Here is a 14,669-nt window from a genome sequence, read left to right as displayed (position 1 = left end):
ATCGTGTAGGCCTTAACTATCCAGAGGAAGCTGTCCTCTGATGGAAGATTCCTTTACTTTGTTTTTCTTACTAAAAACGTTCCAGCAAGCAAAAAAGTTGGAATTGATGCCATACCTATTACTAGTAGCCAATCACGCATAGCAATCGGCACTGTATGAAAAATCGGTTGAAACGGTGGATAATAGATTACAACGAGCAATAGCAGTAGAGATGAGATTACTGCACCAATCAAATATTTATTACCAAAGGGATTTCTCGAAAAAATAGATTTTTCACTACGGCAATCAAATACATGAATTAACTGCGCCAAAACTAATGTTGCAAAAGCAATCGTTTGTGCATAAACGAGGTTGTCTGGATTGTTTTTATACACCACAATGAAAGCAATTAATGTCGCTAGCCCGATTAGAATCCCGCGTGAAATAATTTTCCACCCTAAGCCCCTTGCAAAAACGCCTTCACTCGGATGACGTGGCTTGCGTTTCATTAAATCTCCCTCTGCTTTGTCCAGCCCTAAAGCCATAGCCGGCAACCCATCTGTTACAAGGTTTACCCAAAGAATTTGGATTGGGACAAGGGGTAGCGGCAATGCCATTAGCATCGCAAAAAACATAACCATTATTTCGCCAACGTTGGAAGCAAGCAAGTACCTAATGAATTTTCGGATGTTTTCATAAATATTTCGCCCTTCAGCAATTGCAGCTTTAATGGAAGCAAAATTATCGTCAAGCAGAATCAAAGATGAGGCTTCTTTTGCTACATCAGTTCCGGTAATCCCCATGGCAATCCCAATATCTGCGGTTTTGATGGCTGGTGCATCGTTTACACCATCACCAGTCATTGCCACAATATGTCCTTTATTCTGAAATGCTTTGACAATCTTCAACTTATCTTCAGGTGATACACGAGCGAACACAGCCACATCTTCAACAACATCTTCTAGATCGCCCGTTGACATTTCTGCCAACTGCTTTCCTTCAATCACCTTTTCTTTCCCTCGTAAAATTCCCAATTGACTAGCAATGGCTTTTGCCGTTTGTGCATGGTCACCTGTAATCATTACCGTTTTTATCCCTGCTTCTCTACTTTCTTTAACTGCAAGACCAACTTCAGGTCTTGGAGGATCTATCATACCTTGTAAACCGATAAAGACTAAATTTCTTTCAGCTTCTGCTTCATCCAGCAGAATGGTCCCTGGTGATAATGGTTTAAAGCCAATCGCAATGGTCCGCAATGCTTGACTTGCCAGACCATTAATCGCTTCTTGTACATGTTTGATATTTTCTTTCGAAAGGAATTGTGATTTCTGTGACCATAGAATCGAATCACAACGAGAGATCAGTACATCAGGAGCTCCTTTTACTACAACAAATTGCTTGCCATTCTCGTCTTTAACAACGACGCTCATCATCTTTCTTGTTGAGTCAAATGGAAATTCCTTCACAATCGTAAAATTATTCATGATCGATTCACGGGTTAATCCTGCTTTCATAGCACTTACAAGCAAGGCACCTTCTGTTGGATCTCCATCTACTACATATTTACTATCTTTTACTACCAAATTGGCATGATTACAAAGGAGCCCAAATGTAAGCACCTGGTGCAGTGATTTGTCTGATTTTGGAACTACTTTCTTCTCTCCATCATAGAAATCGCCATCAGGCTGATACCCAGTTCCTGATACATTCCACGTTTTACCACCACTCCAAAGATGAGTAACCGTCATTTTATTTTGCGTCATCGTTCCTGTTTTGTCGGAGCAAATGACTGAAGCACACCCTAAAGTTTCAACGGCAGGTAGTTTTCTGACAATCGCATTCTTTCGAATCATTCGCTGCACGCCAAGCGACAATGCAACCGTAACAATAGCGGGCAAACCTTCTGGTATCGCAGCTACCGCAAGGGAAACCCCCGACAAGAACATCGTATAAAGATCATTCCCCTGTAATATTCCTGTCACCACAACCACAAAAGTTAATAAAAGTGCGGTGAAAATAAGGATTTTACCTAACTGCTCCAGTCTGCGCTGCAATGGTGTGATCTGCGTTTCTGCGGATTGGAGTAAGTCGGCTATTTTACCCATTGCCGTTTCCATTCCCGTTGCAATGACTACCCCTGTTCCACTTCCTCGAGTCACCATCGTTCCCATAAATGCATGGTTAGCCTCGTCACCGATACTTTCAACTTCATATTGAATTGCTTCACTCAGCTTTGCTACAGGAACTGATTCTCCAGTAAGCGCGGATTCTTCAATTTCTAAAGATGCTGATTCTATGATTCTTAAGTCGGCTCCTATCCTATCACCACTCATAAACTTCAAAATGTCGCCAACGACAACTTCTCGGGATGGTACCCTTTTCCATTCACTATTTCTCAGCACTTGTACTTGTGGCGCGGCCATCTGTTTTAATGCTTCAAGAGATTTCTCTGCTTTGCGCTCCTGAAAAAATCCTAAAAAACCATTCACTAAAATGATGGCAATGATTGCGATAGCATCGATGTATTCTCCAAGTATTCCTGAGATTAAGGTCGCAGCAAGTAGAACGATAACCATAAAATCCTTAAACTGTGCAAAGAATAACAGGAGAGCTGACTGCTTTTCTCCTTCTTGAAGTTCATTATAGCCCTTCAATTGCTGCCTTTTATTCACCTCTGCCTCTTCCAATCCAAGCCGGACGCTTGTTTCTAAGGCCGTCTCTATTTGTTGCGTATCCATTTCCCTGAACTTCATTACATATCACACATCCTCCACATAGAATGAATCCAACCCTGCCCAGACAATGTAGATTAATTTTACTTTCCAGCTTCCTGCTGTAACCAACTTCAGCTATCTTTTAAGCTTTGAATAATTTCTCCTTAAACTTGTCTTAATCCATGTTTATTCAGACTCGTCCTAAAACATGCTATAATTACGAAAAGTAGGAAGCTGCCCATAACGAAAGGCTCTGACCCCGCAATTATTGTACATAGATTACATCTAGTGTAAGAGCCATGTATATTGCGGATTAGTGCGAGGTCTGACCCTTTTAAGATAGGTAAAAAAAATTAAAATAAAGGAAGTATATACATATGTCTTTTGACGGATTATTTACAAAAGCAATGACAGAAGAAATATTTTCGCAATTGAACGGTGGAAGAATCAGTAAAATTCATCAACCTTATAAAAATGAACTCATCCTAATCATTCGTGCTGGCGGGAAAAATCATAAACTCTTATTATCAGCACACCCAAGTTATGCACGATTTCAAATTACAGAAGAAACCTACGAAAATCCAAAAGAGCCACCGATGTTTTGCATGTTACTGCGTAAACATTTAGAAGGTTATACAATTGAAAACATTTACCAAGAAGGCCTCGATCGGATGCTAATGATTGAAATAAAAGGGAGAAACGAGCTCGGGGACCTGTCACAAAAACTATTAATTGTGGAAATCATGGGACGTCATAGTAATATTATCTTGGTTGATAAGGAAAAGAACACGATTCTAGATAGCATTAAGCATGTTTCATATGCGGTAAATAGTCACCGGGCTATCTTGCCTGGACAAACCTATATTGCACCACCAGCTCAGGAAAAAATGAATCCCTTCACCGCAACTGAAGATGATGTGTTAAAAGCAATTGATTTTAATGCAGGTAAGGTGGATAAACAAATAGTGGCCAGTTTCGCTGGTGTCTCCCCACTATTTGCGAAAGAAGTGATTCACACAGCCGGACTAGTAAACCGGGCTACACTTCCCACCGCTTTTTTATCGTTAATCAAGAAACTTGCGAACCGTGAATATTCACCTAGTATTGTGAATTCTGATGAAAAAGAATCATTCTATATGATAGAACTACAACATATTCAAGGCGAAGGACGTTCTTTTGCAACCTTAAGCGAGATGCTAGATCGCTATTATTTTGGCAAGGCCAAAAGAGATCGTGTGAAACAGCAAGGCAATGATCTAGAACGATTTATTTCGAATGAATTGGAAAAAAACAAAAAGAAAATTGGTAAGCTTGAAAGAACATTGCAAGAAAGCGAGCGTGGAGAAGAATATCAACTGTTCGGTGAGCTGTTAACCGCAAATCTCTATCAAATGAAACGTGGCATGAAAGAAATTGAAGTCATCAATTATTACGAAGAAGATGGCCGAACTGTTACCATTAATCTGAATCCGCAAAAGACACCAGCAGAAAATGCGCAGAAGTATTTCTCGAAATATCAGAAAGCGAAAAACGCTGTTGTATTTGTTCAAGAACAAATTGAGAAAGCGGAAGCTGAGGTTGCCTATTTCGATCGTTTACATCAGCAGCTACAATCCGCGTCACCAAAAGATATTGAGGAAATACGTGAAGAGCTACAAGAAGAAGGTTATATAAAAAAGAAACAAAAAAAAGGCATGAAAAAGCCTGCAAATGCAAAACCTGTGCTTGAACAATATTATTCGAGCGATGGCACACAAATCTTTGTAGGTAAAAATAATAAACAAAATGAGTACTTAACAAATAAATTTGCACGTCGTGATGAAATCTGGCTTCATACTAAGGATATTCCTGGCTCCCATGTCATCATCCGTAGCGAAGATCCAAGCAGTGAAACGATCAAAGAAGCTGCAGGATTGGCGGCTTACTTCAGTAAAGCGCAAACGTCCAGTTCAGTACCGGTCGATTTCACAAAAGTACGCCATGTAAAAAAACCGAATGGTTCAAAACCTGGATTTGTGATATACGATAATCAACAAACGGTTTATGTGACGCCTAGCCCAGATCAAGTCATTAATATGAAGGAAGAGAAATGAATATAAAGTGAAACTTCAATCAGTGGGGGTTTTCTTCATCCCCCACTGATTGTTAGTTGAACCAACCGGGCTTTTATGGGCAGTTATCCCCCACCTCAAGGTTCCTCTAAGCCTTGAGGTGGGGGTTTTACTGCCCGTTAAAGCGGGATAAATTTCACCCCGCACACTTGTTGTATGCGGGGGTATTTTAAATCAGTTATACGGTCATCCACGCTGTATCCGTAGGGTTTACTCTCCAATTGTTCAATTTCTCAATATCTTCTTCTAAAATATACCCTTCACGGCTCGCAACTTGGATTAAGCTAGCATAATCACTTAGTGAATAAGATCGTATATTAGCTGTTTCAAGTTGTTTTCTTCCTTCCTCTAATCCATATGTAAAGATCGATACAACCCCTAATACATCGCAACCAGCTTCACGAAGAGCTTGTACGGAATCAATCACACTTCCTCCCGTTGAAATAAGATCTTCAATGACAATAACTTTATCACCCGGCCCTACTTTTCCTTCTACTTGATTGCCTTTACCATGGCCTTTTGGTTTAGAACGTACATAGCACATCGGCAGATTCATATTTTCACTTACCCAAGCAGCATGGGCAATCGCTCCTGTCGCTGTCCCAGCAATAATTTCGGTATCAGGAAAATGTTCTTCAATTAATGTTTGCAAGCCAGTCGCGATTTGTCTGCGAACGTCAGGATAAGAGAGGGTTAATCTGTTATCACAATAAATAGGGGATTTAATACCAGAGGACCATGTGAATGGGTCATTCGGTTGTAAGAATACGGCTTTAATTTTTAATAATTGTTCGGCAATTTGTTCATTTAACATGTTGTATACCCTCCCAGGCTTTCTTGATTGTTTGATAAGCGGATAGTGGATCATTTGCTCCGGTAATCGCCCTGCCGACGACTATGAAGTCTGAACCGAGCTCTCTGGCTTTTTGTGGAGTTGCGATTCTAATCTGGTCATGTGCATTCCCATCAGCCAAACGAATACCTGGCGTCACGGTTAGGAAGTTCGAACCTAATTCAGAATGGATACTACTTACTTCAAGTGGTGAACAGACCACTCCATCTAATCCTGATTGTTTAGCAAGGTGAGCATAATGGAGCACTGATCGTTCCAATTCTCCTTCAATTAATTGTTCCTTATTCATCTGACTAGTGCTTGTGCTCGTTAGCTGCGTAACCGCGATACAAGTTGGTCTATTTTTTCCAGATACTGTCCCGGAATTTAAACCTTCCAATGCAGCCTCCATCATTCTTTGACCACCTGAAGCATGTACATTTGTAATGTCTACTTCAAGGCTGGCAAGTACTTTCATAGCACTTTTCACTGTATTAGGAATATCATGAAGCTTTAGATCAAGGAATACTTGATGATTATTTTCTTTTAAGTACTCTACAATCGCAGGGCCCGATTGATAATATAATTCCATCCCGACTTTTACAAATAATTTTTCTGTTTGGAATTTTGATAAAAAATCTTTCGTTTCCTTAATTCCTGGAAAATCAAGCGCGATGATTGGCAAATTGCTCATGTTTATTCCAACTCCTTCCCGTACATTCTGATATATGATTATATCCTAATTTTTTTAGAAGAACGGGTAACTCTTCAATAATTTTTGGACAAACAAATGGATCGGTAAAATTAGCAGTTCCGACAGCGACAGCGCTTGCTCCTGCATAGAAAAATTCGATAACATCTTCTGCCGTCATTATGCCTCCCATACCAATGATCGGAATCGTTACTGCTTGACTCACTTCATAAATCATTCGTATAGCGACTGGTTTAATCGCTGGACCTGATAATCCACCTGTTTTATTGGCGAGGATTGGAATACCTGTTTTCATATCAAGACGCATGCCCATTAATGTGTTAATCATTGTCAAACCATCGGCGCCACCAGCCTCGACAGCTTGAGCCATTTCCACGATGTTTGTAACATTTGGAGATAACTTCACGTATACTGGAACTTCTGAGACTGCTCTAACCGCTTCCGTTACGTTTTTCGCAACGAGAGGATCCGTTCCAAACGTAATCCCTCCTTCCTTGACATTGGGGCAGGAAATATTTAATTCGAGCGCCTTCACGTTACTTACCTTGCTGATTTCCCTAGCAACCGTTACATAATCTTCTACTTGAGATCCTGCTATATTAGCAATAATCGGCACATCAAACTGGTTAAGCCATGGTAATTCATCTGCCATAACGTGCTTTAAACCTGGGTTTTGCAGTCCAATCGCATTTAACATCCCAGAAGACGTTTCAGCAACTCTTGGTGTCGGATTACCAAAACGTGGTTCGGGGGTTGTGGCCTTCACCATAATCGCACCAAGCACATTCAAATCATATAAATTCCCAAATTCCTTACCAAAGCCAAAACAGCCAGACGCAGGCATGATTGGGTTTTTTAAGTCTAACCCTGGTAATTGGATATCAAGCATATTCATAGAACCACCTCTCCCGCACGAAAGACCGGACCGTCACTACATACTTTTTTATAATGAAAACCTGTCGGATCATCGGCTGTATGACACACACAAGCAAAGCAAGCACCGATTCCACAGCCCATCCGTTCTTCAAGTGAAAGAAATACCTCTTTCGTTTCTTTGTAGGCAGACTCCAATGCACGAAGCATTGGGGTTGGCCCACAGGCAAAGATTGTTGTATAGCTATCACTTAATTTATCAATAACATCCGTTACAAAACCCTTCGTTCCACGGCTACCATCGACTGTTGTAATATAGGTTTCACCCAGCGCTTGGAATTTCTCTTCATAAAAAACCGTCGCAGCATTTTGAAAACCTAGGACATGGATAACATTTACACCTAATTTCGTTAACCGTTTTGATAGTTCGTATAAAGGAGGAACACCAATCCCTCCTCCGACTAGCAACGCTGTTTCTCCTGACATCGCGGCCTCTGGCGAAAATCCATTTCCAAGCGGCCCAAGAACATCAATTGCAGCGTCATTCTTTTTTTGCGATAACAGAGAGGTTCCTTTTCCCTCTGCACGATATACCATTGTAAATGTATTATTTTCTTTGTCGATTGCCGAGATGCTAATCGGTCTTCTTAAAAGTGGTTCATACCCATTTCCTGTCTTAATGTGTACAAATTGCCCTGGTTGATTCATTTCAGAAACAAGGCTTCCGGATAAAGTCAGCTCATAAATCGATTCTGCAATTTCTTGTTGGCTGACGATTTTCATTGCCTCATTTTTTATCATGTATAGATGACCTCCCGACTCTGAGATGCATGTTCCATTGGCTCCGCTGTGAAATTCATCGACTCAATTACCCTAAGAATCGCTTCAGCCGTATCAAGTGATGTTAGACAAGGGATATTATTTTCAACGGATTCGCGGCGAATCCGGAAACCGTCACGCTCAGGCTGTTTCCCTTTCGTTAATGTATTCACAACAAGCTGTGCTTCACCCATTCTAATTACATCTAGAACATTTTTATGCTCAGAGCCAATTTTATCAACGATTGATACTGGGATATTTTCATTTTTCAGCATGGCTGCGGTACCGCTTGTTGCAATCAGATTGTAACCAATTGCATGAAAGCGCCTTGCAAGCTGTAACACTTCTTGTTTATCTTTGTCAGCCACTGTCAACAAGACTGACCCATGTTCCCTAACTTCCATACCAGATGCAACAAGCCCTTTATACAAAGCTTTTTCCAATGTGACGTCCTTACCCATTACTTCACCTGTAGATTTCATTTCAGGTCCTAAAGTAATATCAACTCTTTTTAATTTCGCAAAAGAGAACACAGGTACTTTTACATAGACGCCTTTCTTCTCGGGCACAAGTCCATTGCTAAACCCTAGTTCCTCTAGTGTCTTACCAAGAATGACCTTCGTGGCAAGATTAGCCATTGGAATATTCGTGATTTTACTTAAAAACGGAACTGTACGACTAGATCGAGGGTTTACTTCAATTACATATACCTCATCTTTACTGATGACATATTGAATGTTAAGTAAGCCGATGATATTGAGTCCTTTTGCTAATTTCTCCGTATATTCTACGATTTTCTCCATTTGCAAAGTGGTAATATTTTGTGGAGGATAGACGGCAATAGAGTCGCCTGAATGGACGCCAGCACGCTCGATATGTTCCATTATTCCCGGAATAACAACTGTATTCCCATCTGAAATGGCATCTACCTCAATCTCTTTTCCTGTTAAATAACGGTCAACCAGGACAGGATGTTCCGGATTAATTTTCACTGCATGTTTCATATAGTGTAGAAGTTCTTCTTCTTTATCGACAATTTCCATCGCTCTACCACCAAGCACATAAGATGGTCTGACTAATGTAGGATAGCCGATTTCTGTTGCGATTTTGACTGCTTCTTCAACCGAAAAGGCTGTTTTTCCTTCTGGCTGCGGGATCGCCATTTCTGATAATGCATGTTCGAACTTCTCTCTATTCTCTGCCCGATCTAAATCTTCAAGTGATGTTCCAAGGATCGTCACTCCATGTTCCGCTAATTGAGCAGCAAGATTGATCGCCGTTTGCCCACCAAATTGAACGATAACCCCAATTGGCTTTTCAAGGTCAATCACATGCATAACATCTTCAATGGTTAACGGTTCAAAATACAATTTGTCAGAAATACTGAAATCAGTTGATACAGTTTCTGGATTATTATTGATGATAATGGCTTCATACCCTGCTTCTTTTATCGCCCAAACTGAATGGACGGTCGCATAATCAAACTCTACGCCTTGACCGATGCGGATTGGGCCTGATCCAAGGACAACAACACTTTTCTTATCTGTCACTACTGACTCATTCTCATCCTCAAACGTACCGTAAAAGTATGGTGTCTCTGACTCGAATTCTGCTGCACATGTATCAACCATTTTGTATACCGGCATAATCCCTTTTTCTTTTCGCCACTTGTATACTGTTATTTCTTGTTCTTGCCAAAGAGATGCAATTTTTTTATCAGAAAAGCCCATTTGCTTACCCGTCAATAATACTTCTTCATCAAATGGATTCTGCTTTAATTCTTTTTCAAAATCAACGATGTTTTTTAATTTTTGTAAAAAGAATAAATCGATTTCGCTCCAATCATGAATCGTTTGGATCGTCACACCTCTGCGTAAGGCTTCACCGATATAAAACAAACGTTCATCACCAGCTTTTCGGATTCTCTTTTCAATTACAGCATCATCCGTATCTTCTTGTAGCTCTAAATGATGGAAGCCTGCTTCTAGTGAACGGACCGCTTTTAAGATTGACTCTTCAAATGTACGCCCGATTGCCATTACTTCGCCCGTTGCTTTCATTTGTGTTCCGAGATTCCGATTAGCTGATTCGAATTTATCGAATGGCCAGCGAGGAATTTTCGTTACGACATAATCCAGAGCTGGTTCAAAGCTTGCATATGTTTTGCCTGTTACTGGGTTCATCATTTCATCTAGCGTTAACCCAACAGCAATCTTTGCAGCTAGTTTAGCGATCGGATATCCTGTTGCTTTTGATGCAAGTGCAGAAGAACGACTTACACGCGGATTCACTTCAATAACATAATATTGATAGCTGTCTGGGTCAAGTGCAAGCTGGACATTGCAGCCTCCTTCGATCTTCAGCGCTCTAATGATTTTCAATGATGTGTTTCTAAGCATTTGATATTCACGATCACTTAATGTTTGGCTTGGCGCAGCTACGATCGAATCGCCTGTATGGACACCTACCGGATCGAAATTCTCCATATTACAGACAACGATTGCATTGTCATTCGCATCACGCATTACTTCATATTCAATTTCTTTGAAGCCAGCAATGCTTTTTTCTAACAAGCATTGAGTAACCGGACTGCTTTTTAGTCCTCCAGTTACAATTTCAAGTAATTCGTCTTCATCTGAACAAATCCCACCGCCTGTTCCACCTAATGTAAAGGCTGGGCGGACAATGACTGGGTAGCCTACTTGTTCTACGAATTGTTTTGCTTCTTCTAGGTTATGAATAATTTCACTGTCCGGTACAGGTTCGCCAAGTTCATTCATTAAGTTACGGAATAAATTTCGATCCTCCGCTTGTTGAATCGCAGATAGCTTTGTTCCAAGTATTTCGACGCCACATTCTTCGAGAATTCCAGCATTCGCAAGTTCTACTGCCATATTTAGTCCTGTCTGGCCTCCCAATGTTGGCAATAAAGCATCAGGACGTTCTTTACGGATAATTTTACTTACGAATTCAAGTGTAATCGGCTCTATATAAACTTTGTCAGCCATTTCACTGTCTGTCATAATCGTTGCTGGATTTGAATTAATCAAAATGACGCGGTATCCTTCTTCTTTTAAAGCCATACAAGCTTGAGTTCCTGCATAATCGAATTCTGCTGCTTGACCAATGACGATAGGACCAGAACCAATCACAAGGATGCTTTTTATATTTGTACGTTTTGGCATAATACTTCCCCTCCCGCCGCATGGGCTTCAATCATTTTGTAAAATTCATCAAATAGGTAATTTGCGTCTTCTGGACCTGGTGATGCTTCTGGATGGTATTGCACAGTAAATGCTGGGTATGTTTTATGTTTTAACCCTTCAATTGTTTCGTCATTCAATGCAATATGAGTCACTTCAAGGTCTGTTCCTTGAATCGAGTCTACATTTACGGTATAGCCATGATTCTGAGATGTTAAGGCAACTTTTCCAGTTCGTAAGTCTTTCACAGGATGATTCGAACCGCGGTGGCCGAATTTCATTTTTTCAGTTTTGCATCCATTTGCTAAAGCAAACAACTGATGACCTAAACAAATTCCAAAAATCGGAACTTTACCTTGTAGTTCTTTGATCATTTCAATCGCACACGTTACATCTTCTGGATCTCCAGGTCCGTTCGATAGCATGATGCCATCAGGATGGAGATTTAACACTTCTTTAGCCGTCGAATTATGTGGCACAACAATTACATCGAATCCACGATCATTCAAATCTCTTAAAATACCTTGTTTCATTCCATAATCAACAAGTACGACCCGATATCCTCTGCCTGGATTGCGATATGCTGTTTTCGTCGAAACTTGCTTAACTTGGGTAACAGGCAAAACGGTTGCTTTCATTTGTTCGATAATACTTTCCGGTTTATGGTTCAGGCCGCAAATGATCCCTTTTAATGTTCCATGGTTACGAATGATTCTTGTGAGCTTTCTCGTATCAATGCCGCTTATCCCTGGGATTCCCTTTTGTTTTAAAAATTCATCCAAAGACAATTCACTGCGCCAATTTGATGGGAGTTCCGCCACTTCTTTAACGACCATTCCAGCAATCGCTGGATGAATCGATTCAAAATCATCACGATTTATTCCGTAATTTCCGATCAGTGGATATGTTAATGTTACAATTTGTCCGCAGTATGAAGGGTCTGATAAAATTTCTTGATACCCCGTCATTCCTGTATTAAATACAACTTCACCAATTTTTTCCGTTGAGCTACCAAATGCTTTTCCAATAAAAACCGTACCATCTTCTAAGATTAGTTGTCTTTTCATTGTGTAACACTTCCTTTTTCCCATGCTACTTTACCTGCTGCAATTGTCATAACCGGCCATCCTGTACATGTTTGCCCATGAAATGGTGTATTTTTCCCTTTAGAAACAAAATCATTTCGATCAATGATTTGTTCTACTTCTAAATCTAGTAAAACAATATCTGCACAAGCTCCTTCTTTGATCTCACCATATGGAAGGGAGAATGCTTCGGCAGGTTTTTTTGTCATATAATCAAGTAACTGTCCGATAGTAAGAATGTCTGTTTTTACAAAATTTGTGTATAAAAGCGGGAACGCAGTCTCTAATCCAACAATTCCGAATGGAGCTAATTCCATGCCTTCTGCTTTTTCCTTTTCATGATGTGGGGCATGGTCAGTCGCGATAAAATCAATGGTACCGTCTAATAATCCTTCAATCAAAGCAGCCCGATCTTCTTTCCCTCTTAACGGTGGGTTCATTTTATAATTCGTATCCAATTCTGGTATATCGTCATCACATAGAAGAAGATGATGTGGAGACACCTCGGCCGTAACATGAATTCCTGCCCGTTTAGCATCTCTGACTACTCTTACCGATTCCTTTGTACTTATATGGCACACATGGTAATGACAACCCGCAGCTTCTGCAAGTAGGATGTCACGAGCGATATGTACGGATTCACATACAGATGGGATCCCCCTGAGACCATGAGCTTCAGAAAAACTCCCTTCATGGACACACCCTTTATTGATTAATGTTTCTTCTTCACAATGAGCAACGATGGGCATTCCAAGCTTTGCCGCTCGCTTCATCGCTTCGAGCATCATCCCTGCACTCTGAATCCCCACACCATCATCGGTAAAAGCAAATGCGCCTGTTTCTTTCAATGTAGTGAAATCCGTGAGTTCTTTTCCTGCTTCCCTTATCGTAATTGAGGCATATGGCAATACGCGAACATGTGCTGTTTCGTCAATTATTGAAAGAATACTCTCAAGATGTTCTTTCGTATCAGGAACAGGTCGTGTATTGGGCATCGTAGCTAGTGTAGTATAACCGCCCTTTGCAGCAGCAAGCGTTCCAGAAGCGATCGTTTCTTTATGTTCACCGCCTGGTTCACGTAAATGTACATGAAGATCGATAAGACCTGGAGCAACAAGCAATCCTGAAGCATCGATAATGTCACAATTTTCCCCTGATAAATTTGGCCCAATTTTCGTGATGACATTACCTGCTATTTCTATATCTGCATGAAATAATTGGTGGTTCTTATCGAGCAATACTCCATTTTTGATTAGTTTCTTCATGAATATTTCCCCCTTTTTTTTCTGCTAGCGCTGTTTTTAATACGGCCATTCTTACATATACACCATTTTCCATTTGCTTAAAGATACGTGATCGCTCACATTCAACTAATTCACTATCTATTTCTACCCCGCGGTTAATTGGTGCTGGATGCATGATAATAGCCCGCTTTTTCATCGTTTTCTCACGTTTTTTTGTAAGGCCGTATCTTTGTAAATAATCATCGATCATTTTCTCACTGTTTTGATGATGACGTTCATGCTGGATACGCAAAAGCATAACAACATCAGCAGTGGCAACCGCTTCATCAATAGGTTCATAACTTCCCTGATTCATATTTTGATTAAACCATTCAGGTGGTCCGGAAAAAACGACCGTCGCACCTAATCTAGTGAGGGCATCTGCATTCGATCTTGCAACCCTGCTATGTAATATGTCACCAATAATGGCAATTTTCAACCCTTTAAAGCTATGAAACTCCTGCTTAATCGTCATTAAATCGAGAAGGGATTGAGTAGGATGGTGACCGCAACCATCACCTGCATTGATCACCGGGATTTTCAATTTACCGATAAGTTCATTAAAGTATTGATCCGTCTCATGTCTAATTACAAGAGCCCCTACACCAATTGACTCTAATGTTTTTGCCGTATCGTAAAGCGTTTCTCCTTTTAGAACACTAGAAGTTCCCACATCAAAAGGAATTACTTCTAAGCCAAGCTTTCTTTCAGCCACTTCAAAACTGCTCTTTGTTCTTGTACTAGCTTCAAAGAATAAATTAGCAATCATTATCTGTTGCGACGGTCTCCACGTTTCTCCATTAGCAAACTGCTCTGCTTCTATAAGCAATTGCTCAATTTCCATCGTAGTCAATTCACTCATTGTCAATAAATTTTTCATGATAATGCTCCCTCCCCATTAACGATTAAGCTTAAAAAAATACCCTGCCATAAAAGGACAGGGTGAGGGTAGGCAGAGATAGAAGGTGAAGTACATTCACCTCTCTTTCCTATCACACCCTTGGCAGCCTCTCTGGACTTCTTTTAAAAGGTGATAAAATCTATATGGTATTTTTTAT

10 protein-coding genes are annotated in these 14,669 nt (G+C 40.4%); 1 reads left to right on the top strand and 9 read right to left on the bottom strand.

Annotated elements, in window-relative coordinates; all coding sequences use genetic code 11:
• Window positions 1-53: 53 nt before the first annotated feature.
• A complete protein-coding gene (locus tag AC1MGI_RS12215) occupies window positions 54-2,732 on the bottom strand; it encodes a calcium-translocating P-type ATPase, SERCA-type (protein WP_480345496.1) in 2,679 nt (892 codons plus the stop codon).
• Between the two features lie 338 nt (window positions 2,733-3,070).
• Between AC1MGI_RS12215 and AC1MGI_RS12210 the strand changes: the two genes are divergently transcribed.
• A complete protein-coding gene (locus AC1MGI_RS12210) occupies window positions 3,071-4,786 on the top strand; it encodes an Rqc2 family fibronectin-binding protein (RefSeq protein ID WP_480345495.1) in 1,716 nt (571 codons plus the stop codon).
• A 196-nt stretch (window positions 4,787-4,982) separates the two neighbouring features.
• Here AC1MGI_RS12210 and pyrE read toward each other — a convergent pair whose 3' ends face one another.
• The 8 genes from pyrE to AC1MGI_RS12170 are packed head-to-tail and all read right to left on the bottom strand — an operon-like array spanning window position 4,983 to window position 14,491.
• On the bottom strand, window positions 4,983-5,618 hold the full coding sequence (gene pyrE, locus AC1MGI_RS12205) for an orotate phosphoribosyltransferase (RefSeq protein WP_480345494.1): 636 nt from the start codon (window positions 5,616-5,618) through the stop codon (window positions 4,983-4,985).
• Window positions 5,608-6,330, bottom strand: coding sequence for an orotidine-5'-phosphate decarboxylase (pyrF, locus tag AC1MGI_RS12200; RefSeq protein WP_480345493.1), 723 nt, complete (start codon window positions 6,328-6,330; stop codon window positions 5,608-5,610). The genes pyrE and pyrF overlap by 11 nt, the downstream gene beginning before the upstream one ends.
• A complete protein-coding gene (locus tag AC1MGI_RS12195) occupies window positions 6,302-7,243 on the bottom strand; it encodes a dihydroorotate dehydrogenase (RefSeq protein WP_062181337.1) in 942 nt (313 codons plus the stop codon). Before AC1MGI_RS12195 ends, pyrF begins: the two co-directional genes overlap by 29 nt.
• Complete coding sequence (locus AC1MGI_RS12190) at window positions 7,240-8,022, bottom strand: dihydroorotate dehydrogenase electron transfer subunit (protein WP_062181350.1); 783 nt, start codon at window positions 8,020-8,022, stop codon at window positions 7,240-7,242. Before AC1MGI_RS12190 ends, AC1MGI_RS12195 begins: the two co-directional genes overlap by 4 nt.
• The gene (gene carB, locus AC1MGI_RS12185) at window positions 8,019-11,225 is read right to left on the bottom strand and encodes a carbamoyl-phosphate synthase large subunit (protein ID WP_480345492.1); all 3,207 of its coding nucleotides are present in this window, start codon (window positions 11,223-11,225) and stop codon (window positions 8,019-8,021) included. Before carB ends, AC1MGI_RS12190 begins: the two co-directional genes overlap by 4 nt.
• Window positions 11,204-12,310 (bottom strand): carbamoyl phosphate synthase small subunit, encoded by a 1,107-nt coding sequence (locus tag AC1MGI_RS12180; protein ID WP_062181355.1) that lies wholly within the window; start codon window positions 12,308-12,310, stop codon window positions 11,204-11,206. The genes carB and AC1MGI_RS12180 overlap by 22 nt, the downstream gene beginning before the upstream one ends.
• A complete protein-coding gene (locus AC1MGI_RS12175) occupies window positions 12,307-13,593 on the bottom strand; it encodes a dihydroorotase (protein WP_480345491.1) in 1,287 nt (428 codons plus the stop codon). Before AC1MGI_RS12175 ends, AC1MGI_RS12180 begins: the two co-directional genes overlap by 4 nt.
• The gene (locus tag AC1MGI_RS12170; protein ID WP_480345490.1) at window positions 13,556-14,491 is read right to left on the bottom strand and encodes an aspartate carbamoyltransferase catalytic subunit; all 936 of its coding nucleotides are present in this window, start codon (window positions 14,489-14,491) and stop codon (window positions 13,556-13,558) included. Before AC1MGI_RS12170 ends, AC1MGI_RS12175 begins: the two co-directional genes overlap by 38 nt.
• Window positions 14,492-14,669: the final 178 nt, after the last annotated feature.

This window comes from Peribacillus sp. BM1 (assembly GCF_056679975.1).
The sequence above is the reverse complement of the archived record's forward strand: the minus strand, read 5'-3'. Positions and strand labels throughout refer to the sequence as shown.

Coding starts and splice junctions, on each gene's coding strand:
- AC1MGI_RS12215 (WP_480345496.1), bottom strand. CDS start 2,732: ATGAAGTTCAGGGAAATGGATACGCAACAAATAGAGACGGCCTTAGAA.
- AC1MGI_RS12210 (WP_480345495.1), top strand. CDS start 3,071: ATGTCTTTTGACGGATTATTTACAAAAGCAATGACAGAAGAAATATTT.
- pyrE (WP_480345494.1), bottom strand. CDS start 5,618: ATGTTAAATGAACAAATTGCCGAACAATTATTAAAAATTAAAGCCGTA.
- pyrF (WP_480345493.1), bottom strand. CDS start 6,330: ATGAGCAATTTGCCAATCATCGCGCTTGATTTTCCAGGAATTAAGGAA.
- AC1MGI_RS12195 (WP_062181337.1), bottom strand. CDS start 7,243: ATGAATATGCTTGATATCCAATTACCAGGGTTAGACTTAAAAAACCCA.
- AC1MGI_RS12190 (WP_062181350.1), bottom strand. CDS start 8,022: ATGATAAAAAATGAGGCAATGAAAATCGTCAGCCAACAAGAAATTGCA.
- carB (WP_480345492.1), bottom strand. CDS start 11,225: ATGCCAAAACGTACAAATATAAAAAGCATCCTTGTGATTGGTTCTGGT.
- AC1MGI_RS12180 (WP_062181355.1), bottom strand. CDS start 12,310: ATGAAAAGACAACTAATCTTAGAAGATGGTACGGTTTTTATTGGAAAA.
- AC1MGI_RS12175 (WP_480345491.1), bottom strand. CDS start 13,593: ATGAAGAAACTAATCAAAAATGGAGTATTGCTCGATAAGAACCACCAA.
- AC1MGI_RS12170 (WP_480345490.1), bottom strand. CDS start 14,491: ATGAAAAATTTATTGACAATGAGTGAATTGACTACGATGGAAATTGAG.